Genomic DNA, 21,151 nt, shown 5'->3' on the forward strand with positions numbered 1-21,151 from the left:
GAGCGGTATTGTTGCCGGTTGCTGTGCGTGTAGGCCTCCCGGCACTAGGGGTGGCAATGGCGATGAATTTGTTTGGCCACGGTATTGCACTATCAGGTGATTTCGTTATTCAAGGGGCACCGAAACTAACGGCGGATGCAGCAGGTATTCCGGTGTCTGAAGTTATTTCAGCAAGTGTCCCGCTCGTCTTCATTATGGGAATCGTCACAGTAACAACGGCATTTTTCTTATTGCGCCGCGACATGAAAAGAGGAAACATTCAACAAGGTAAAGTAGTCGCCATTCAAGAAAATGAAGTGCAATCCCATCTATTAACGAAGCGGATGAAAGTCGCATTCGCGTTTCTCATTCCTATGCTGTTCGGATTGGACGTTGTCGCGATGTATTATTTTCAATTGCAAGGGGGAGATGCAACTGCATTAATTGGAGGAACAGCAATTTTTATTTTATCTCTTCTTTCAGTTACAGCATATAAGAAGAAGAGTTTAGAACAAATTACAGACTTATTGATTCAAGGATTTCAATTTGGTTTTAAAGTGTTCGGTCCAGTTATTCCAATTGCCGCTTTCTTTTATTTAGGGGATTCAGGATTTCAAACGATCGTGGGGGATTTTTTACCAAAACAATCGCACGGTATTGTCAATGATTTAGGTGTTGCCTTATCGACAGTTGTTCCGTTAAGCAAAGAAGTAGGAGCAGTTACGTTAGTAGGGGTAGGAGCTATTACCGGATTGGATGGATCTGGATTTTCGGGTATTTCCCTTGTCGGCTCCATTGCGAATTTATTTGCAATAGCGATCGGTACAGGAGTTGCCACTCTAACAGCACTTGGTCAAATTGCGGCCATTTGGGTTGGGGGTGGAACGCTAGTCCCTTGGGCGCTCATTCCAGCAGCAGCCATTTGTGGTGTCAGTCCATTCGAATTAGCAAGACGAAATGTTGTGCCGGTTATTACAGGTTTAATTGCAACGACAATTGTAGCGATGTTTCTTATTTAAGTGTAAAAGAGTGTCTCCAACGAGGCACTCTCTTTTTATGTGATGAAAAGTAACATTATAATAAAAAATTTTCAAAAAACTGTTGCATTTCTTTTTGTTTATGTAATATATTATAACCATAAATGTTATAAAAAATGACATGAAGGAGAGATGAGAATGAATGAGGTACAGTTGAGTTTGGCAATTGATTCACTTTGGGTGATGTTAGGGGCGATTTTAGTTATTGGAATGCAAGTCGGATTTGCTTTGTTAGAAGCGGGATCGACGCGAATGAAAAACGCTGGTCATGTCGCTGGAAAGCAAATATTAAGTTTTGCGATCGCTTCGCTTGCATTTTGGGCGGCAGGTTTTGCGATTACATTCGGGAAAGGAAATGGGTTGATTGGAACGGAAGGGTGGTTTTTGAAGGAAGGAAAAGAGACGTTTTCTTCTCTTTCGTGGGCGAATGTGCCACTTGAACTGAAATTTTTATTTCAACTCGCTTTTGTTGGTGTCTCTTTAGCAATTGCATGGGGAGGATTCGCCGAGCGAGCGAAACTATCTGTTTACTTTATTTTCGGAGCCATTTTTACTGTTGCCATTTATCCTGTTATCGGCCATTGGGTATGGGGTGGTGGATGGCTCGGTGAAATGGGGATGCAAGACTTTGCGGGTTCTACCGTTGTTCACTTACAAGGAGCAATTGCTGCATTAATCGCAACGATGTTATTAGGTCCACGCATCGGTAAGTTTAACAAAGACGGTACACCTAACTTCATTCCAGGACATAACCAAGTATATACCGTTATCGGTGGGTTTGTTTTATGGGTCGGTTGGTTTGGCTTTAACGCGGGAAGTACGATGGGGACAGCAGACGGATTTTTTGGCTATGTTGCATTAACGACAAATATTGCTGCTGCGGCTGGGGCGATTGCCTCCATTTTGACAGCCAAATGGCTCGTTGGCAAGGCGGATATCCCGGCGATGGTAAACGGTGTATTAGCCGCACTTGTTGCCATCACAGCTGCATGTGCATTCGTTGAACCGTGGGCGGCAGCTGTGATCGGGGCAGTAGCAGGATCATTTACATTTTGGACGTCCGTATATTTTGAACGAAAAGGAATTGACGACCCGATTTACGCATTCTCTGTTCATGGTATCGCCGGAATTGTCGGTACGATTTCGACTGGCTTTTTCGCATCGCCGCGCCTCGTTGAAATAACGGGAATTGGAAAAGCAGGATTGTTTTATGGTGGGGGATTTGATCAACTCATTGTTCAGACGGTAGGGGTTTTAGGAGCGGCTGTATACGTGGCAGTTGTTTCGTTTATCATCTTGTTCACTTTGAAAAAGACGATTGGTTTGCGTGTGACGCCTGAACAAGAAATTTCGGGACTTGATATTAGCGAACATGGTTCGTACGGGTATCCGGAACATTTAGATCCAACCTACCAACAAACAACGATGTTAACTCGTTCTTAATAAAGATGGTGATGTGATGAATCATTTGGAAACGATTATCGTTCGCGTAGAACAATGCAGTAGTACGAAAGAACTAAAGCAACTTCACGATGAAGTTGCTTTCGTTCTCTCTTCTTTTCCCCTCTCTTTTCAGCGCATGCTTGAAATATATGATGCGCTTAGTACATGCCATGATGTATTAATGAAACAAGCATTGTTGCTGGCTGAGCGAGAAGTTGATCGAATGGGAATAGGGAGAAAGCCAGCTTCTTTTTGCTGGTTTGTCATGGGAAGTAGCGGACGGAGGGAAGCGACTGTCTGGTCAGATCAAGACAACGGAGTCATTTTTTCTTGTTTAAGTAGCGAAAAAGAGGATTGTTATGCATATATGCGCGAGTATGCACGCATTGGTGTTCTTTTTTTGAATGAAGTTGGCTATCCGTATTGCACAGGACATGTGATGGCGACGAATGAGAGATGGCTGAAAGAGAAGAAAGATTGGAACGAGCAAATTCAAAAATATGTACAAAACGAGCATATAGATGATATTCGTTATTTGTCCATGTTAGTTGATATGCGTCCAATTTATGGGGAACCATCTTTAGTTACCCAATTAAAAGAGGCTTTATATAACAAAATGACAACGACCGTTTCTTTACGTCATCGCATCGTTGACAGTATTCATACGCCTCCCGTGCCCATTGGCCCTTTTCGTCGCGTGTACGTAGAACGATGGGGAACACAAAGTGGAATGATTGGTATAAAGCAAGGAGGATATGTTCAATTAAGTCATATATTGAAGTGGATTGCCGTTCGGAAACAATTTATTCATTCAATGTCTACCCTTGAGCGATTAGCGTGTTGGTATGCTAAAAACGGTTGTTCAACAAAGTTATTTGAACGTATAGACGAGGCGTTTCGGACGTTTTTATATTTTCGTTTGCGCTGTTCACTTGAAGGAGAGAAAAATTATTTGTTGATGCAACATTTATCGAAGGAAGAGAAAAAACAATTAAAGAAAGCGATGGCTGTAGCCAAAAAGGTGCAGCGTGCTGCGAGAAAGTGGGTGTAAGCGATGGAGCGTTCGTTTCAATGGATGAATCGTCTGTTATCGCTTGGACTTCGACGTGATCAAGCGACAGCGGTCGGTTCAGCTTTTCAACAAGAGGTATGGATTCGGAAAACGATGCGGGAAGCAAGAAAGCATACGTATTCGCTCGACACCCCACTTTCTGACGTTATATTTACTTTGTTAGATACAGAGACGACAGGGTTTTCTCCGCAAAGAGGAGACGAAATTTTTTCATTGGCAGCTTTAAAAACAAAAAGGGGGGAAGCGTTAGATTTGTATTGCTCTCACTTTCGCCCGAAACGACGCATTCCAGAACAAATTGTTATACTTACTGGTATGACGAATGAAGATGTGGCCGATGCCCCGTCGCTACAACAAGAGATGCATCGCATTCTTCCTTTTTTGAATCGTAGTATTTTACTTGGTTATCATATTCAGCATGATATTGCATTTTTGAATGAATTTTTATCACGAAATTACCGTACATCTCTACAACAAACAGCGATCGAAATGAGAAGAATAATGGAATGTATCCATCACGACACATTCCCAACGCTTGATGACGCCCTTTCTTTTTACGGTTTGTCCCCTATGAACCGTCACACAGCACTAGGAGATGTTGTAAGTTTATTTGAGATTTGGAAGCGGATTTTTGTCGAATTGCATCAGATGAAAATCGATACATTGCATGACCTGTATGCGCTGCTTAGTCAATGTTCTTAAAAGAATGTTGACTTTTTTTATGAAAAATTATACAATTTCATTAACTTGTATGAACATATATTCATATATTGAAAGAGGGGAATTCGATGGACCAACGGTATGAGCCTTTAGATGAAGAAACGCTGTTTATCGTATCTCAAACATTTAAAGCATTAAGCGACCCAACGCGTATCCGCATTTTACATTTACTCTCATCGGGTGAGTTTTCAGTAACAGAAATTGCGAATCGCTTGTCACTTTTACAATCAACTGTATCTCACCAACTTCGATTTTTAAAAAATTTACGTCTTGTGAAGTACCGAAGGGAAGGAACGACATTATATTATTCGCACGACGATGAGCATGTGTTGCACATTCTTGAGCAGACGATTCGTCATGCGCGTGATCATTAGGAGGGAATGAAGTGAAGGAGTATCAAGTGAAAGGGTTAACGTGTGCGAATTGTGCACGAGCATTAGAAGAGCAAATTCAGTCACTTCCTTATGGGGAAGGAGCGACGTTAAGCTACACGAGTGGAACATTGTATATAAATGAGCACGTCGATCTAGCAAAAGTACGCGCGATTTTGGCGACGGATGGAGCATATATAGAAGACGACGAACAGTCGTCCAGAAGGCGAAATCCGCTTCTCTATTTCATTGGTACATCTATTTTTCTTTTTATTTTAGCTTTGTTATTTGAGCGCTTGAACATAGGTAACGGGGCTGTTGTTGTTTACATCATTGCAACAGCACTTAGTGGATATAAAACGTTCATTAAAGGGTTGAAAAATATTATTCGTTTTCGTTTTAATATGGATACGTTAATGACGATTGCACTCATTGGGGCGTTTGGGATTGGAGAATGGAAAGAAGCGACTGTCGTTGCCATTTTATTTGGTATTAACGAATATTTAGAAGGACTAGGTATGGAAAGGGCACGCCGTTCACTCCAAACACTGTTGCAACAAGCTCCAAAAGAAGCGCTCGTCATATTTAACGGACAAATGCGTGTCGTTTCAGTTGATTCGTTACAAGTTGGAGATGTTGTACTTGTTCGTCCTGGTGAAAAAATCCCGTCAGATGGTATAGTCGTTCAAGGGAAAAGTTCTGTCAATGAAGCAGCGATTACAGGTGAATCGATGCCGATTGAAAAAGAAATAGGGATGAACGTGTACGGTGGAAGTGTAAACAATGAAGGAATGTTGCACGTTCAAATTACAAAACAATATAAAGATAGCTCTTTGTCAAAAATATTGCGTCTCGTACAGGAAGCACAGGAGGCGAAAACGCCGCTGGAATTGTTCATTCATCGTTTTGCCAAATATTATACGCCGTTCATTATGATTGTTTCATTATTAGTCATGACGATTCCACCTTTATGGTTTAGTGTGCCTTGGCATGATTCATTATATCAAGGTTTAGCCGTTTTAATTGTCGGTTGTCCATGCGCACTTATTTTATCTTCACCTATTGCCTTGTTAGCTGGTATGACGCGCAACGCGAGAAAAGGTGTGCTCGTGAAAGGCGGTGTTCATCTCGAAACGCTCGGTCGTGTACGTACCGTCGCTTTTGATAAAACAGGAACGATTACAAAAGGAAAGCCTCATGTTACGGACGTCATTGCATATATCGATGAACATGAGCTGCTTCATATTGCAGCATCTCTAGAAAGTGTTTCTTCTCATCCGCTAGCTCAAGCGATCATCAAAAAAGCAAAGCAACATGATATTGCATATAATCAACCGGGGCAAATTAAGACGCACGCAGGAAGTGGAATAGAAGGAGAAGTAGGTGGAAAGTGGTATCGTATTGGAAACGAGCGAATGGTTGATGGACAATATCTTTCGAAACAAATTGAAAAAGATGCCGAGAAGCTAAAAAACAGAGGACGGACGATTGTTTTTGTAGCGGATCAACACCGTATACTCGGTTTATTTGGTATTGCAGATGAAATACGTGAGGAAAGTAAAGAAGTCATTCAACAGCTGCATCGGATCGGTATTCGCCGCACGGTGATATTAACAGGAGATCACGAAAAAATAGCACGGCAAGTGGCTGAACAAGTAGGAGTTACAAATACGTTTGCCCAACTGCTCCCCGAGCAAAAAGTAGAGAAAATCAAAGAGCTAATGAAAAACGATACTGTAGCTATGGTAGGAGACGGAATGAATGACGCACCGGCACTTGCCCATGCACATGTTGGCATCGCCATGGGGAAAGGGACAGATAGCGCAATCGAAACAGCTGATGTCGTTCTCATGCAAGATCACCTTGAAAAATTGCCAGAAGCGATCACTATTGCTAGAAAGGTGAATCGAACCATTCGACTGAATATCGCAATAGCACTCGGATTAAAAGCGATCGCGTTATTATTAACGATTCCAGGTTGGCTAACGTTATGGATTGCTATTTTATCTGATATGGGAGCAACTATTTTTGTTAGCTTATTTAGTTTGCTCATTTTATGGGAAAGGCGCACAACTTAATTCAAGTTGTGCGCCTTTTTGTAAAAAAAGGATATTATTCAGAAATGTTAGAAACGTTGTTGATTTTTTCTCTATTTTTAGTGAAAATGAAAGTAGAACTTTAACAACAAAGAGGATGAATAAAACTATGCAAGCAATCGCTGTTATTGCTCCAAATGGAAAGCTTTTAGGAGCAGATGAACATTTTTTTCGACATTTTTATCATCAAGTTTTTGATCGCGGGCTAATGGAAAGGTTTATTCAGGAAGCAAAACATGGTCGCGTCTCTTCGTACGCAATGGTGAAGGGAAAAAATGAACAAAAAGATGTATATGTACAAGCAACGGCCTTGTATAACAAAGAAGAAGTGTTGCAAGCCATTGTCGTTACATACCAATATGAGCCGTTTATGGATGTGCGACTTGCTTCTTCAATGGCTTCGCTCGCATCGGAATTTATGTTTATTTTGTCAGCGGAGGGCGAGATCACATACGTTTCCCCAACTGCCCAATATGTATTGAAATACGATGAAGAGGTTTGTAGACATGAATTGTTTTCTTATGTTCATGACGACGACATCCCGCTTCTTATGGAGAAGCTCCATACAATCTACGCGACAAAAGAGAAAGAAACAACGGTTGAATGTCGATGGCGAACGAGGGAAGGGCACTTCATATGGATTCATATGCATGCACATCCATTGTTAAATGAACATAATGCCATTGAACATGTAGTTGTTGTTGCCAAAGATATTACGAAGTGGAAATGTTGCGAGGAAGCACTTGTGAAATTAAAAAATTTTGATTCGTTAACGGACATTCCGAACCGCTTTTATTTTGAAACGTATGTACAACATTTGATTCAAAAAAAGCAACCATTTGCATTATGTTATATTGATTTTGATAAAATTAAATGGATTAACGACCGTTTTTCGTATCAAGCGGGGGATTTCTTTTTACAAGAAGCTGTTCGTCGCATTCAGCAACATTTGCAGCAAGAAGATTTTTTTGCTCGGATCGGTGGGGATGAGTTTATAATCGTGTTACATGACGCGCATAAAGAAACGATTGTTGCACGCATGGAACATTTGTTACAAGCATTTGTCGAGCCGTTCCGATATAAAGAGCATGTCATTCAATCTAGCCTTTCCGTTGGAGTTACGTTTTTTCCGCAAGATGGTCAAGAGTTAGATGCGTTGTTGAAGCAAGCCGATCAAGCGCTTTGCTATGCGAAAGAACGAGGGAAAGGATATCATTTTTATCATCCGCAACAAAATCGGAAAACGATGATCGAACAAGAGTTACCGCTGGCGTTGCTAAATAATCAGTTTTATTTATGTTATCAACCGAAAGTGTCGCTAGGTAGCAAAGCGATCATGGGAGTTGAGGCGCTTATGCGTTGGACGCATCCAACGCTCGGGGCAATCTCCCCACTAGAGTTTATTCCGATTGCCGAGAAAAATGGGTTTATTTTTGAAATTACGACTTGGGTGTTAAAAGAGGCGTGCCAACAGGTAAAACAATGGCAACATCATTTTCCGACGTTAAAGCTCGCGGTGAATTTATCGCCATTTTTACTCAATCGAAAACAATTTGTGATGCACGTAAAAAATATTTTGCAAGAAACACAGTTTCCACCGACACACTTAATTTTAGAAATAACAGAAAGTGGATTGATGGAAAATATCGAAACAGGAAAGCATATTTTAACACAATTAAAGCAGCTAGGAGTTCAAGTGGCAATTGATGATTTTGGTACAGGTTTTTCATCGCTTGCTTACATTCGCAATTTGCCTGTTTCGCTATTAAAAATTGATCGTTCATTCATTCGAGATATTACAGATAATTCAAAAGATGCGACAATTGTTGATACGATTATTCATTTGGCGAAAAGTTTGGATTTACAAGTGCTCGCTGAAGGGGTAGAGCGTGACGATCAAGTATCATTGTTACAAAAAATGGACTGTGATTTTGCCCAAGGATTTTACTTTAGTCAGTCGTTAGAAGCAGAAAAGCTGCTCCAATGGCTAGAACAACATAACGAGACGAAAGAGGCGCTTCATTGACGCCTCTTTTCACTTTTTGTTCACATATATTTTCTTTTTTCTTCACAATTTTGCATTAATGTGGACGTATAAACGATGAAAACAAGGAATGAATGAACATGTACCGCTTATGTTTTATAGTTATATGTATGTTTACACTTTTGTCTGCCAAAACAGTATATGGAGAGGAAATAGTAGTGCATAAACATTTGCAGCAAGCGATTGATGGGGCAAATGATGGCGATGTACTAATCATAAAGCAAGGCGTATATAAAGGACCGATCACTATTGATAAGTCGATCCGCCTCATTGCTGAGCCTGGAGTAGTGATTGATGGGGAGGGAAGTGAATACGTCGTTGCCATTCGTGCTTCCCATGTTCATGTAGAAGGAATGACGATTCGTCAAAGTGGATACGGAAAGGGAGCGGGTGTGTTCGTTAAAGAAAGCTCACATGTCACGTTGAAAAATGTTCGTATTGAAGACACTCATTACGGTATTTATGTAGAGAACGGAATGAACATAAACATTGTAAATAACGTTATTCAAGGTCGTGATGTTCACTTTGCTCAACGCGGAAACGGTATTCACCTGTTGAAGACAAAGCATGTCGCTATACGCGACAATCATATTTCACGTGTGCAAGACGGCATTTATTTAGATTGGGCTAAGCAAACAGTGATAAAGAAAAATGAAATAACAGCTTCTCGTTATGCTATCCATTTGATGTATGCCGAAGGCGGAATAGCGAAAGAAAATGTAATGATCGAAAATATTAATGGGATTATGATGATGATGTCAAAGCAGTTTACAATTGAGCGCAACACCATTGCTAAACAACTCGACTATCGCGGATATGGAGTGCTTATTTATGATAGTGAACATGTCGTGATGCGCAATAATACGTTGCGTCATAATAATACAGCTTTATCGTTACAAAATGCACGCCAATGTGAAATAAGGGCTAATGAATTTATAAATAACTATCGAGCGCTACACAGCTTATATGAAAATAAAGATGCCATCGTTGTAGAAAATCAATTTTTAGGAAATATGGAAGATGCCCTTATTCAAGGTGCACCTATCGTATTTAATTATGGGGAAAAGGGGAACTATTGGGATACGTATCGTTTTTACGATTGGAACGACGACGGTATTGGAGATGCCCCTCATCGTATTCGTTCCATGTATAGCCGATTATTACAACGATGGCCAAGTGTGCAATTTTATTTTCAAAGCCCTGCGTTAGCGCTTCTTGATACAACGGAGTCGTTTTTTACGCAAGCACAAGCACAGGGCGAAGACCCATTTCCGTTAATGGATATTCCTGATAGGCAAAACGAACGAAAAAAATGGTCATGGAAACTGTTGATGTTTGGAACCATCTTATTGTTAAGCAGTTTGACTATGCTTGAATATGGGAGGAGAACAATGAAATGAAAAAAATCGCGACTTTATTATTCGCATGCTTTCTTGTCGCATGTAGTGGAAAGAACACATATGAACCGGAAGAAATCAATCCGGACATAGATGTGTGTATGGTTTGCAATATGAGTATAGCAGCAGAACAATATGCAACAGAGGCGATTTTAAAAGATGGAACGGTGTATAAATTTGACGATATCGGTTGCATGATGGAGTGGATGAATCAACAAAACGATGATGATATAGCTAAGCTATATGTTCGTGATGTAACAAATGGGGAATGGGTTGAGCTTGAACAAGCCGTTTACGTGTACAATGCAACTTATTGGACACCGATGAGCTATGGCGTCGTTTCATTTGCAAATGAACAAAATGCAAAAGCGTATATGGAGCAAGAAGGACAAGGGCAGTTATGGACATATGAACAACTAAAACAACATCGGTGGGGATTTGAACAATGAATACAGCAATGAAATATCAATGGATGATGATGATTCGTAGTAAATGGCTCGTTAGTTTTGCTGTCTTATTTGCGCTTTTATCATCAGCCGTCATCGCTGGCAGCGGACACGAAGCTACAGGAGGATTTACACGTTCGACGGCTGCATTATTAAACTTGTCTCTTTTACTTGTTCCCCTTGTTTCATTATTAGCAGGCAGTTTATTTATTGCGGGAGAAAAAGAGGACGGTCGGTTAGCGCTTATCCAAACATATCCGATTTCTATTCGTTCGTTGACGCTTGGGTTATATGTAGGTAGTTGCATATCGTTATGGACAGTGATTGCATTTGGATACGGAAGTGCAAGCATCGTTCTTTTTGTGACGGGAGGAACATGGTCAACATTTTTTTTCCTTTCATTTGTATTAACAATCATATTGACGAGCATTTTTTTAGCTATTGCTTTATGGATTGGGCTTATTGCCTCTAATCGTTTGCAAGCACTCGGTGTGAGCTTGTTTGTTTGGGCATTTTTCGTTTTGTTTTATGAATTTATCGTATTAGCGTTGTTGTCAGTCGCCCCGAAACAGTGGACAATCTTATTATTTGGGCTATCGATCATATTGAATCCAGTTGAGCTGATGCGTGTTTGGACAGTGGCAGCAATGAAAAGCAGTGCATTGTTCGGACCGCAACTATATGAATGGTCAACATGGGCAGAAAGTACAAGTGGACAATTTACGTTCGCTGTAATCGCGTGTATATGGGTAATTGTTCCATTACTTTTCATGAACGTATGGATGAAACGAGGGAAACAACATGCTTGAAGTGAAACAGTTGACGAAAATATATAACGAGCAAAATAAAGTAGAAAATATTTCTTTTTCTATTCAACCAGGACAATGTCTAGCGTTATGCGGTGGCAACGGTGCAGGAAAAAGTACGATTATTAAAATGTTGATCGGACAGCTTCCTAAAACGAGAGGTCATATATTTGTTAACGGGAAGCCCGTTCAAAATGATGACAAACGATGGTTTTCTTTCATGCCCGATCATCTGCAGTTTCCCCCGCTTTTAACTGGCTATGAAGTATTATCTCTATTCGGCCGATGGCAAGGAGCAACTGTCGAGCGTGTGAAACAATGTTTAGAGCTTGTTGGGTTAACGAATGACCAGCATAAACAAGTGAAGACGTATTCAAAAGGAATGCAACAGCGCCTTGCTTTTGCGCAAGCGCTTTTAGCTGATGCTCCACTCCTTATTTTAGACGAACCGACAAACGGCTTAGATCCATACTGGGTATTGGAATTTAAACGATTGATTCAAGCCGAAAAAGAAAAGGGAAAAGCGATCATTTTTTCAACGCATATGCTATCAATTGTAGAAGAAATTGCGGATACTGTCGCCTTTATCCATCAAGGCCAGATGCTTATATATGAGTCTGTTTCTAAGCTTTGTCAACATGAAAAATCGTTAGAGTCTATATTTTTTGCGCAAATTTCACAACGTATGACATAATGAAAAGTAAGCAATCGTTGCTTGCTTTTTTTCGTTTATTCGAAGGAGGGGCTTAGATGTTAACATTGTATGTCATTCGTCACGGGGAGACAGAGTGGAATGCACAACAACGAATGCAAGGATGGAAAGATTCTCCCTTAACGGAAACAGGGAAAAGACATGCGTCGCTTTTACATTACCGGTTGTGCGCGATTCCGTTTGTAGCGGCATATTGTAGTCCGAGTGATCGGACAAAAGAAACAGCACAAATTGTTTTAGGGCAACGTGATGTCCCATTATATTTTGATGAGCGATTGCGCGAAATTCATTTAGGATGGTGGGAAGGAAAAACGATTGCAGAAATTGCTCAAACGGACGAGCGAAATCATTATCACTTTTATCATGAACCAAACGCATACCATCCGAGCGTCGGCGAAACGTTTCTAGATGTACAGCAACGCGCTGTTGCCGCTATTCATCATATTGCTGAAAGCCATCGGGAAGGTCGTATTCTCGTTGTTACGCACGGCATGGTCATTCGTACGCTTCTCGTCTATTGGAAACAGCAAACGATCGCCCAGCTATGGGAAAATAGCCGCGTATATGGAACGAGCGTTACAATTGTTTCGTTCGACGGAAAGGGTTGGAAGATTGAAAGTGAATCGGATATCTCACATCTTGAAGGCGAGAAGATGTACTCATGAAGAAATGGATGATTGTTGTTGTTACAATGTTCTTTATCGGTGGTTGCACGCAACAAAATAAAGGAACAACTTTTGTTGCGACAGTACAACATGTCATTGACGGAGATACCGTAAAAATAAAAAAGGATGGAGAATTAGTAACAGTCCGTCTATTAAATATTGATACGCCGGAAACGTATCGTGAAAAACAAGCATACGGTGAGGAGGCAAAACAATTTGCTAAAGACGTTCTTCTTCATCAACGAGTGATTGTTGAATTGAGCGAGAAGCCCTCTCCGTACGATCGTTACGGTCGACTGCTTGCGTACATATGGATAGATGAACAAACATTGTATCAAGAATTAATTGTAAAAGAAGGGCTTGCGCGTGTAGCTTATGTATTTGAACCTGATACGAAATATGTGGAGCGATTGTATCGTGCGCAAGAGCAAGCGAAAAAAGCGAAAAAACGAATATGGAGCGTTGATGGCTACGTAACGGAAAAAGGGTTTAATATGAGCGTGTGGTTGGATGAAGCTTCGTGAATATAAAGAGAGGGCTGGAGAGGTCAGCCCTTTTAGTGTGCTAACATAGCTTGCATATCCTCTTCGACATCGCCAATCAGTTTAAGACCGAACATTTCTTGCAATACGTGCAATACACCTTCAGAAACGAAATGGGGTGCTTTTGGTCCAATTCGAATATCTTGAATACCTAAACTAAACAATCCGAGCAAAATAGCAACCGCTTTTTGTTCGAACCATGAGAGGACGATGCTAACAGGCAATTCGTTCACTTCACATTCAAACGCCTCCGCAAGCGCCATCGCAATTTTCACTGTTGAAATCGAGTTGTTGCATTGTCCTAAGTCAATGTACCGTGGAATGTTTGTGCCAGGAACAACACCATAATCGACATCGTTAAAGCGGAACTTTCCGCAAGACGTTGTTAAGATAACAGTGTTGTCTGGCAAAGATGTCGCTAGGGAGCGATAATATTCACCACCTTTCCCAGGAGCGTCACAGCCTGCGATCACGAAAAAGCGCTGAATTTTTCCTTCTTTTACAGCTTGAATAATCTCCGGTGCGATTTGAATAACTGTTTCGTGATGGAAGCCAGTAACTAACGTTTCGTCTGATTCGATATTCGCTTCTGGAAGTTGTAGCGCCTTCTCAATGAGTGGTGTAAAATCATCGTTTTCAATTTTTGTACATGTTCTAATCCTGCTACATCATATGAAAACATGCGATCAGCGTATGAACCTTTAATCGGCATGACGCAGTTTGTTGTTGCTAAAATGGCACCAGGGAATTTTCCGAATAGGCGACGTTGGTCGTACCATGCTTTTCCGACGTTCCCTTTTAAATGTTTATATTTTTTTAATTGCGGATAACCGTGTGCTGGTAGCATTTCGGAATGCGTGTAAATGTTAATCCCTTTTCCTTCTGTTTGCTTCAATAATTGTTCAAGTGCAAATAAGTTATGTCCCGTAACGAGAATACATTTTCCTTCGATTTTATTTTGGGATACACGAACAGGTTGAGGAATGCCAAGTCTTTCTGTATGTGCCCGGTCGAGCAGTTCCATCACACGAATCGCAGCTTTTCCGACTTTCATGGCCATGTCTACATGTTCTTGTACGTTAAAATTAGAGTTTGTTAACGTCATATATAACGCTTCATGTGTCGTTGTATCCACAAATGGATCAGTGTATCCGAGTTGGTGAGCGTGTGTGCGATAGGCAGCAATTCCTTTCAGTGCAAATACGATTGTATCTTGTAAGCTTGCAATCGTTTCATCCTTTCCGCAGACGCCGACAACCGTGCATCCCCCTGTTGGTGTTTGTTCGCATTGATGACAAAACATGAAAACCCCTCCTTTTCTTATTAACACTTTAACAATAGGGAAAAATAACAACGGCGTAAGTGATATGTATCACACCTTTATGCGAAAATGTGAACGAAAATTGACAATGTTTTATATTGAATGACGAGGAAAAATGTATTAAAATGAAGAGAAATGAATGAACGAAACTACTAGGGGTGCCGGATGGCGATGGCTGAGAGGAAAATGCGCAATCAGTTTTCCAACCCTTTGAACCTGATCTGGTTTATACCAGCGGAGGGAAGTAGGCTATGTTTTGTAAATACAAACTAGTCAATTCTGTCCGACTAGTTTTTTATTTTTTAAAGGGGGAATGAGTGATGAAAGCTGGACAATGGCTAACGCTCGTCAGGGAACAATCGCCGCTCGTACATAATATGACGAATGTCGTGGTAACCAATTTTGTGGCCAATGGTTTACTTGCCGTTGGAGCGTCTCCTGTCATGGCGTATGCAAAAGAAGAAGTAAGTGATATGGTTCGTTTAGCTCGCGCTCTCGTATTAAACATCGGAACATTAAATGAAACAGACGTAGAAGCTATGATTATTGCTGGAAAGGCAGCGAATGAAGTAAACATTCCAGTCATTTTTGATCCTGTTGGAGCAGGTGCAACGGCATACCGTACAAAAACAGCGCAGCGTATATTACAAGAAGTGAACGTTTCCATTTTGCGCGGAAATGCGTCAGAAATCGCAAGCGTTGCCGGGGAACAAGTGCATACAAAAGGAGTAGATGCAGGGGACGTTCAAGGCGATCTTGTGCATGTAGCGAAAAAAGCGGCGCGTACATTTCGTTGCACAGTTGTTGTAACTGGAAAAGATGATATTGTGACAGATGGGGAGCGTGTAACGATCGTTTCAAATGGTGATGCAATGTTGACGAAAGTGACAGGGACAGGCTGCTTGTTAAGCGCGGTGTTAGGCGCGTTTGCTAGTGTGGGGGAAAATGTAATCGAGTCATCTGTCGCAGCGCTCGCTTACTACGGGGTAGCAGCCGAAAAAGCAGCAAAACATGCAAAAGCGCCTGGGGCTTTTCAACTTGCCTTTTTAAATGCTTTATATGAGACGACGGCAGAAGAAGTCGATACATATGCGCGAATTCGAGGGGAATGAATGATGAAACATATGTTGTCGCTATATTTTATTATGGGGAGTGGCGATTGTACAAGAGATCCGCTCACTGTGCTTGATGAGGCGATTCAAGGTAGAATTACGATGTTTCAGTTTCGGGAAAAAGGAAAGAAGGCGCTGACAGGGCTTGAAAAATATCGTTTAGCTGAGAAATTGTTTGAACGATGCAAAGATCATAACATTCCGTTCATTGTAAATGATGATGTCGATTTAGCGCTTGCTTTACAAGCAGATGGTGTTCACGTTGGTCAAGATGATGAAGCGGCAGCGCGTGTTCGAGATCGAATAGGGGATAAATATTTAGGAGTGTCTGTTCACAACCTCGCTGAAGTGCAGCAAGCGCTTGCCGCTCACGCTGATTATGTTGGATTAGGTCCTATTTTTCCGACCGTTTCAAAAGATGATGCAAAGCAGGCGTGTGGTTTGGCGATGATTGAACATATTCGCACCTATGAAAAGCACGTTCCGCTCGTTGCTATTGGCGGAATTACAGAACAAACAGCACGGCAAGTCATTGAAGCGGGGGCAGACGGAATTGCTGTCATTTCTGCCATTTGTCGTGCGGAACATATTTGTGAACAAACAAAACGTTTATATGAGACAGTGATGCATGCGAAACGAAGAGGCGACGGGTAATGTCGTCTTTTTTTATGGTGACAACAATCGTATGTAAAACTCGCTTTGTTTTTTGCAGGATTTTATTGATGTGTGTCGAAAGAAAACAGCGAACAAATGAGAGAGGAGATGGAGAGAATGGAGCATATTATTTTGTCATATGAGGGTCGGGTAGCAACGATCGAATTGAATCGTCCTGATGCATTAAATGCTTTACATGAGCAAATGTTGTTCGAATTGCTTCAGGCGTTAAAAGAAGTGGAAAACAGCGAAGCGGATATCGTCATCATTCGCGGGCGTGGCAAAGCGTTTAGCGCAGGCGGCGACATTAAAACGATGTTGCAATCAGCGAATGAACATTCATTCATAACTGTTATGGACACAATTAAACAAATTGCTATTACATTGCATCAATTACCAAAACTAACGATCAGTTATGTGCATGGGGCCGCAGCCGGATTAGGATTTAGTTTAGCCCTCGCTTGTGACTATGTGATCGCAAACGAGCAAGCCCGTGTTGCTATGAATTTTATTGGAATTGGGCTTGTCCCAGATGGCGGTGGGCATTTCTTTTTAAAACGGAAAATTGGGGATGTAAAGTCTAAACAAGTCATATGGGAAGGAAAAGTGATGAATGCACAAGAAGCATATGAAATGGGGATCGTTGATGAGATGGGAGATGAGCAAGCCGTTCAACAAAAAGTGAGTGAATGGTTATCTAAACCGATTCGTGCTATGATTGCGACAAAACGGTTATACGCCCGTTTAAGCGAAGAACAATTGTTAAAGACGTTGCAAATGGAAACGGTGTATCAAGCAGACATGCGCAAAACAAAAGATCACGAGGAAGGCATTCGAGCCTTTTTAGAAAAACGCCATCCTCATTTTAGCGGGAAATAAGAAATTTGCGAAACTTTCATTTTTGTACTAGCCTTTTTGAATGTATGATGTGTATAAATGAAATAGAGGAAAATTACGTTGAAAAGGGCGGCCGAAAATGAAAGTGGTTATTATTGATGATTATATGCCGACATTAGAAATGATGGAGGCGATGCTTGAGCATATTGAATATATCTCCATTTATCCGTTCGAACATGCAGATGAAGCGTACGCATTTGTACTTTCACAACATGTAGATGTTATTTTAATGGATATTTGCATGCCGGGAACGAATGGTATTGAATGGTGTCGACGGTTGAAACAACATGAGCAACTCCAACATGTTCCAGTGTTGATGGTCACGGGATGTGATGATGAACAAAAGCTAGAAGAAGCATTTAAAGCGGGGGCGTTTGATTACATTCGTAAGCCGTTTACAATGATCGAACTTGTTGCTCGTGTGCAGTTAGCGTATCGTCAAAAAGAAACGATGGATCAATTAAAAAGAACGAATGAAGCATATATGGAAAGTTATCGTCATATGTGGATGATGCAAAAAAAGATGAATGAAGATTTACGTGTAGCGCGTCTCGTTCAAGAAGGATTGCTTCCAGAGCCAATGAATAATGAAGATGTTCATTTTATCGGTCATTATATTCCGTCATCCCAGCTATCTGGCGATTTATATTTTTGGCAACAAGTTCGCCCACATTTATATGCTTTTATCATCATCGACGTCATGGGACACGGTGTGGCTTCAGCGCTTGTTGCCACGTCGATTCGCTCGCTATTACACGGTTTAATGACGAAGGTGACAGATCCACTTACTGTTGTACATGAATTAAATCGCCACGCATTCCAGTTATTCGGGAAAGAAACGAAATATTACTTTACAGCGTTTTATGGAACCATTGATATAAAAACAAAAGTCATCGAGTATGTCAATGCAGGACATCCTCCTGCCATATTCATGGACGATCAAAAAACAGCATTGTTAAAAGAAGGAGGCATTCCGATCGGCATCGTTTCAAACCCCCCATATAAAAAGGGGAGCATTCATTTTCAACGCCATGCTTATCTTACGCTTTATACAGATGGACTCATAGAAGTTTTAGGCGAAGATTGTTCCAATCAGCTTATGCATACGATGCGTACCGCTCGCTCGTTTGAACATATGGTAGAGAATATGAAAAAACAAACGCAACATGGCAAAAGAGATGACGACATGACGTTCGTCTCTATTCATATCAAATAAGCGATCTGTTAACAGATCGCTTATTTGATGTTTACCATTTGATCAAGTTGACAAATAGATAATATGTGTTTAATCGGTGCAGAAACGCCTGTCATTTCAATACGCACTTGATCTTTCAACGGATACAACCAACTAATGAGCAAACGTACGCCAGAACTATCGATAAATCGTACAGATGATAAGTCAATTTGTAAATGAGATGTATTCCACGACTGGGATTGAATCGTCTCTTCCATAACACGCGACGTTTCAAAATTAATGTCTTGCTGAAAAGAGACAACAATTTTGTCATCATACTTTACAATATCAATCATGATTTTCCCCCTTTTTTCTCGCAATTTTGACGATCGCATGCTTCCCTTTCTCATCAAATGAAAAATGTGAAGCGAGTTGTTGGATAAGAAACAGTCCTCGTCCTCCTTGGTAGGCAGGGTGAGGAAGTGGGGCATTCAGTTGTTCCTCCCATTGAAATCCGTCTCCCTCATCAGCCACTTCAATAACGATCATTTCAGTTGACCAGCACATATGTACAGTAGCGCATTTTTTTGTAGAGTGACGAATGACGTTTGTGACAAGCTCCCACAATACAAGTTGGACCGTATATTTTTGCATATCATCAAGTTGAATATGATCGTCTAACTGCTCGAGCATCGCCGATATGATCGTGCTATAATTTGTTTCGTTGACTTGAGCTTGAATCATTGTTTCTTAGCTGAATCAAAAGTTGTTGAATGTACGGGTGCTTGTAATGATCTTGATGCTCGAGACGATACAATTGGCTCCATAACGAGTTGTACGTTGAACGAAATGAAAGTGGAACGTTCTCCCCAAATGAACGTTGTAAATGCATAAGGCGAAATTTTGCGTAATTGCGCGTTTGCACATCGTTTTGGAGAAGTCCCATGTCGATGCGAATAAGCTGTTCGTTTATTTCGTGAAGTAACGTTTCTGCCATTTCATCGATATGTGTAAACGTTCGTTGCTCGTATTTTAGTCGTGGAGATTTCATTCGTTTCTTCCTCCATTTAACATTTACGAATTGAACTTGTCAGTCAGTTCTTGGTTTAAATCGTTCAGTTGTTCCGCCATTTCTGCGATTTGTGATGCAGCGGATGAAATTTCATCAAACATTTGATGGAACTGTTCAATAAGTGAAGTGAATTGGTCGATTTTTTTGTTCGTTAATTTCACATCAGTAACGGACTGATCAAAAATGTGAATAATGCTTTCATTCGCTTGTCGGAATGCTCGTGTTTCTTCTACAATTTGTTGGAACGCATGTTCAAATTTTCGAATCGTTTGTTGAACAACATCAATATGATTTTGAATGTAGTCAAGCGATTGCTCAGTTTGTGATGCTAATTTCCGCACTTCATTGGCAACGACTGCAAATCCTTTACCGTGTTCACCGGCTCTTGCTGCTTCAATGTTTGCATTTAACGATAAAATATTTGTTTGATTTGAAATGCTGCGAATCGCGTTGACAATTTCTCCAATTTTCCGAGAGCTATCTGTTAGTTCGTTTGTCAATGATTTTGTTCCCTCAATTAACTTCGCAACACTATCAAGTTTTGTTAATGTTTGCTTCACATCTTCTTTTCCTTTTTCGACTCGCTCTGTCATTTGAACGGATTGACGTTGGATAGACGTGACTTCGTTCAACATACTTTGCACATTTTTTTGCACTTCAAAGATTGAAGCGGTCGTTTCTTCTGCACTTGAAGCGAGCGTTGTAGACGATTCCGTTAGGCGATGCTGTAGCTCTGCAATTTCGTTCATTTTCATCATCGAGGATGTATATGTCTCAATATACGTTTCAATCGCAATTTGCATATCTAATGAACAAAGTTTAGCGAACGAACGATATACGTTCATTGCTTCTGTCGGAGGTAACTCTTCCATCAATATGTGAAGCACTTCGTTTTGAATGATCGTATAAGCCCCTAAATACCATTCTGGAAATAACCCAATGCGGTTATGGACGTTACCGATTACTTTTCGACGAATGACATACTGTTCGCCAATCTCTCCAGATACCATATCCATCAAATAAGCGCGTAACGTTTGTTTTAAGCGATCAATTGTAGAATGATGGTCGATAATTTTTCTTAAATGCGTCATTTGCCCAACTTGATCGTAAAACGCATTGACAATTCGTTCCACATGTTTAGCAAACAGCGGGCGAATGGAGGCGAGCTGCTGTACATCTTCTTCTGTTAATTGGACAAAAGCAATTTGTTGCTTCCGATCGCTTGAGGCGAGTTGGCGATAATATGTAGCAACATGTGCAGTGGTAGGAGAGCGAGAAGTTGTATTTTCTTTTTCTTGTTGGTGCTTTTTGCGAAAAAGTTGAATGGCTCCACGTTCATTAAAAAGAGCATGAAACGGACATTTTGACATCGCATTCCCTCCAATTTTCATAAAAAATCCCCCCAAAACATTATATCATGTGCAAAGAAAAGAAGAAGGAAAATTTTTATTTTATTTCCGAGGGAAGCGCAAAAAATGACAATATTTTTCCGGCTTGTCGAATACAATTGAATCGAGTAGAATGTATATTTGTGAACAACTGTAGATGAGCAAATTTACTAACATAAATTTACAACCAAACAAAAAAAGGA

21 protein-coding genes, 1 pseudogene and 1 riboswitch are annotated in these 21,151 nt (G+C 40.8%); of the genes and pseudogenes, 17 read left to right on the plus strand and 5 right to left on the minus strand.

The annotated features are described in order from the left end of the window. The 13 genes from V7Z64_RS04465 to V7Z64_RS04525 all read left to right on the plus strand — a co-directional run. Positions 1-998: hypothetical protein (locus tag V7Z64_RS04465; protein ID WP_334109463.1), on the plus strand; the 998-nt coding region annotated here is incomplete at its 5' end. Positions 999-1,154: 156 nt separating this feature from the next. Continuing rightward, on the plus strand, positions 1,155-2,459 hold the full coding sequence (locus V7Z64_RS04470; protein ID WP_297990566.1) for an ammonium transporter: 1,305 nt from the start codon (positions 1,155-1,157) through the stop codon (positions 2,457-2,459). A gap of 16 nt (positions 2,460-2,475) precedes the next feature. Beyond that, on the plus strand, positions 2,476-3,510 hold the full coding sequence (locus tag V7Z64_RS04475; RefSeq protein ID WP_297990565.1) for a DUF294 nucleotidyltransferase-like domain-containing protein: 1,035 nt from the start codon (positions 2,476-2,478) through the stop codon (positions 3,508-3,510). Positions 3,511-3,513: 3 nt separating this feature from the next. Then, positions 3,514-4,233 carry an exonuclease domain-containing protein gene (locus V7Z64_RS04480; protein ID WP_297990564.1) on the plus strand — a complete coding sequence of 240 codons (720 nt, stop codon included), beginning with the start codon at positions 3,514-3,516 and terminating at the stop codon, positions 4,231-4,233. An 86-nt stretch (positions 4,234-4,319) separates the two neighbouring features. After that, positions 4,320-4,625 carry an ArsR/SmtB family transcription factor gene (locus tag V7Z64_RS04485; protein ID WP_003396004.1) on the plus strand — a complete coding sequence of 102 codons (306 nt, stop codon included), beginning with the start codon at positions 4,320-4,322 and terminating at the stop codon, positions 4,623-4,625. Positions 4,626-4,636: 11 nt separating this feature from the next. Then, positions 4,637-6,700 (plus strand): heavy metal translocating P-type ATPase, encoded by a 2,064-nt coding sequence (locus tag V7Z64_RS04490; protein WP_297990562.1) that lies wholly within the window; start codon positions 4,637-4,639, stop codon positions 6,698-6,700. A gap of 115 nt (positions 6,701-6,815) precedes the next feature. Then, positions 6,816-8,744: a putative bifunctional diguanylate cyclase/phosphodiesterase gene (locus tag V7Z64_RS04495; RefSeq protein ID WP_297990561.1), complete on the plus strand. Its 1,929-nt coding sequence runs from the start codon at positions 6,816-6,818 to the stop codon at positions 8,742-8,744. A gap of 176 nt (positions 8,745-8,920) precedes the next feature. Next, complete coding sequence (locus V7Z64_RS04500) at positions 8,921-10,162, plus strand: right-handed parallel beta-helix repeat-containing protein (RefSeq protein ID WP_297990559.1); 1,242 nt, start codon at positions 8,921-8,923, stop codon at positions 10,160-10,162. Then, entirely contained in the window at positions 10,159-10,608 is a 450-nt protein-coding gene (locus V7Z64_RS04505) for a nitrous oxide reductase accessory protein NosL (protein WP_297990557.1), read from the plus strand. The genes V7Z64_RS04500 and V7Z64_RS04505 overlap by 4 nt, the downstream gene beginning before the upstream one ends. Beyond that, on the plus strand, positions 10,605-11,414 hold the full coding sequence (locus V7Z64_RS04510; protein WP_297990555.1) for an ABC transporter permease: 810 nt from the start codon (positions 10,605-10,607) through the stop codon (positions 11,412-11,414). The genes V7Z64_RS04505 and V7Z64_RS04510 overlap by 4 nt, the downstream gene beginning before the upstream one ends. Continuing rightward, complete coding sequence (locus V7Z64_RS04515; protein ID WP_297990554.1) at positions 11,407-12,105, plus strand: ABC transporter ATP-binding protein; 699 nt, start codon at positions 11,407-11,409, stop codon at positions 12,103-12,105. The genes V7Z64_RS04510 and V7Z64_RS04515 overlap by 8 nt, the downstream gene beginning before the upstream one ends. Before the next feature lie 56 nt (positions 12,106-12,161). Beyond that, positions 12,162-12,788, plus strand: coding sequence for a histidine phosphatase family protein (locus V7Z64_RS04520; protein ID WP_297990552.1), 627 nt, complete (start codon positions 12,162-12,164; stop codon positions 12,786-12,788). Next, positions 12,785-13,312, plus strand: coding sequence for a thermonuclease family protein (locus V7Z64_RS04525; RefSeq protein WP_297990551.1), 528 nt, complete (start codon positions 12,785-12,787; stop codon positions 13,310-13,312). Before V7Z64_RS04520 ends, V7Z64_RS04525 begins: the two co-directional genes overlap by 4 nt. A 32-nt stretch (positions 13,313-13,344) precedes the next feature. Here the strand turns inward: V7Z64_RS04525 and hcp are convergent. Next, positions 13,345-14,633: pseudogene (gene hcp, locus V7Z64_RS04530) on the minus strand (hydroxylamine reductase). A 162-nt stretch (positions 14,634-14,795) separates the two neighbouring features. After that, a riboswitch (TPP riboswitch) is annotated at positions 14,796-14,911 on the plus strand. Between the two features lie 60 nt (positions 14,912-14,971). Between hcp and thiM the strand changes: the two are divergent. The 4 genes from thiM (at position 14,972) to V7Z64_RS04550 (ending at position 18,530) form a co-directional block, all read left to right on the plus strand. Beyond that, positions 14,972-15,763, plus strand: coding sequence for a hydroxyethylthiazole kinase (gene thiM, locus V7Z64_RS04535; protein ID WP_297990549.1), 792 nt, complete (start codon positions 14,972-14,974; stop codon positions 15,761-15,763). Continuing rightward, a complete protein-coding gene (thiE, locus tag V7Z64_RS04540) occupies positions 15,764-16,417 on the plus strand; it encodes a thiamine phosphate synthase (protein WP_297990547.1) in 654 nt (217 codons plus the stop codon). Between the two features lie 117 nt (positions 16,418-16,534). After that, positions 16,535-17,296: an enoyl-CoA hydratase gene (locus tag V7Z64_RS04545; protein WP_297990545.1), complete on the plus strand. Its 762-nt coding sequence runs from the start codon at positions 16,535-16,537 to the stop codon at positions 17,294-17,296. A 97-nt stretch (positions 17,297-17,393) separates the two neighbouring features. Then, positions 17,394-18,530 carry a fused response regulator/phosphatase gene (locus tag V7Z64_RS04550; protein WP_297990543.1) on the plus strand — a complete coding sequence of 379 codons (1,137 nt, stop codon included), beginning with the start codon at positions 17,394-17,396 and terminating at the stop codon, positions 18,528-18,530. 20 nt (positions 18,531-18,550) lie between these two features. Here the strand turns inward: V7Z64_RS04550 and V7Z64_RS04555 are convergent, their stop codons facing one another. Genes V7Z64_RS04555 through V7Z64_RS04570 form a run of 4 tightly spaced genes read right to left on the minus strand, consistent with a single transcriptional unit; the run spans position 18,551 to position 20,930 of the window. Next, on the minus strand, positions 18,551-18,844 hold the full coding sequence (locus tag V7Z64_RS04555; RefSeq protein ID WP_297990542.1) for an STAS domain-containing protein: 294 nt from the start codon (positions 18,842-18,844) through the stop codon (positions 18,551-18,553). Next, complete coding sequence (locus V7Z64_RS04560; protein ID WP_297990541.1) at positions 18,837-19,232, minus strand: ATP-binding protein; 396 nt, start codon at positions 19,230-19,232, stop codon at positions 18,837-18,839. The genes V7Z64_RS04555 and V7Z64_RS04560 overlap by 8 nt, the downstream gene beginning before the upstream one ends. Continuing rightward, complete coding sequence (locus V7Z64_RS04565) at positions 19,198-19,539, minus strand: hypothetical protein (protein ID WP_297990540.1); 342 nt, start codon at positions 19,537-19,539, stop codon at positions 19,198-19,200. Before V7Z64_RS04565 ends, V7Z64_RS04560 begins: the two co-directional genes overlap by 35 nt. Before the next feature lie 23 nt (positions 19,540-19,562). After that, positions 19,563-20,930: a globin-coupled sensor protein gene (locus V7Z64_RS04570; RefSeq protein ID WP_334109475.1), complete on the minus strand. Its 1,368-nt coding sequence runs from the start codon at positions 20,928-20,930 to the stop codon at positions 19,563-19,565. Between the last annotated feature and the right edge of the window lie 221 nt (positions 20,931-21,151).

It is taken from the genome of Anoxybacillus sp. (assembly GCF_036834105.1).
In the GTDB taxonomy this organism is placed as follows: Bacteria; Bacillota; Bacilli; order Bacillales; family Anoxybacillaceae; genus Anoxybacillus.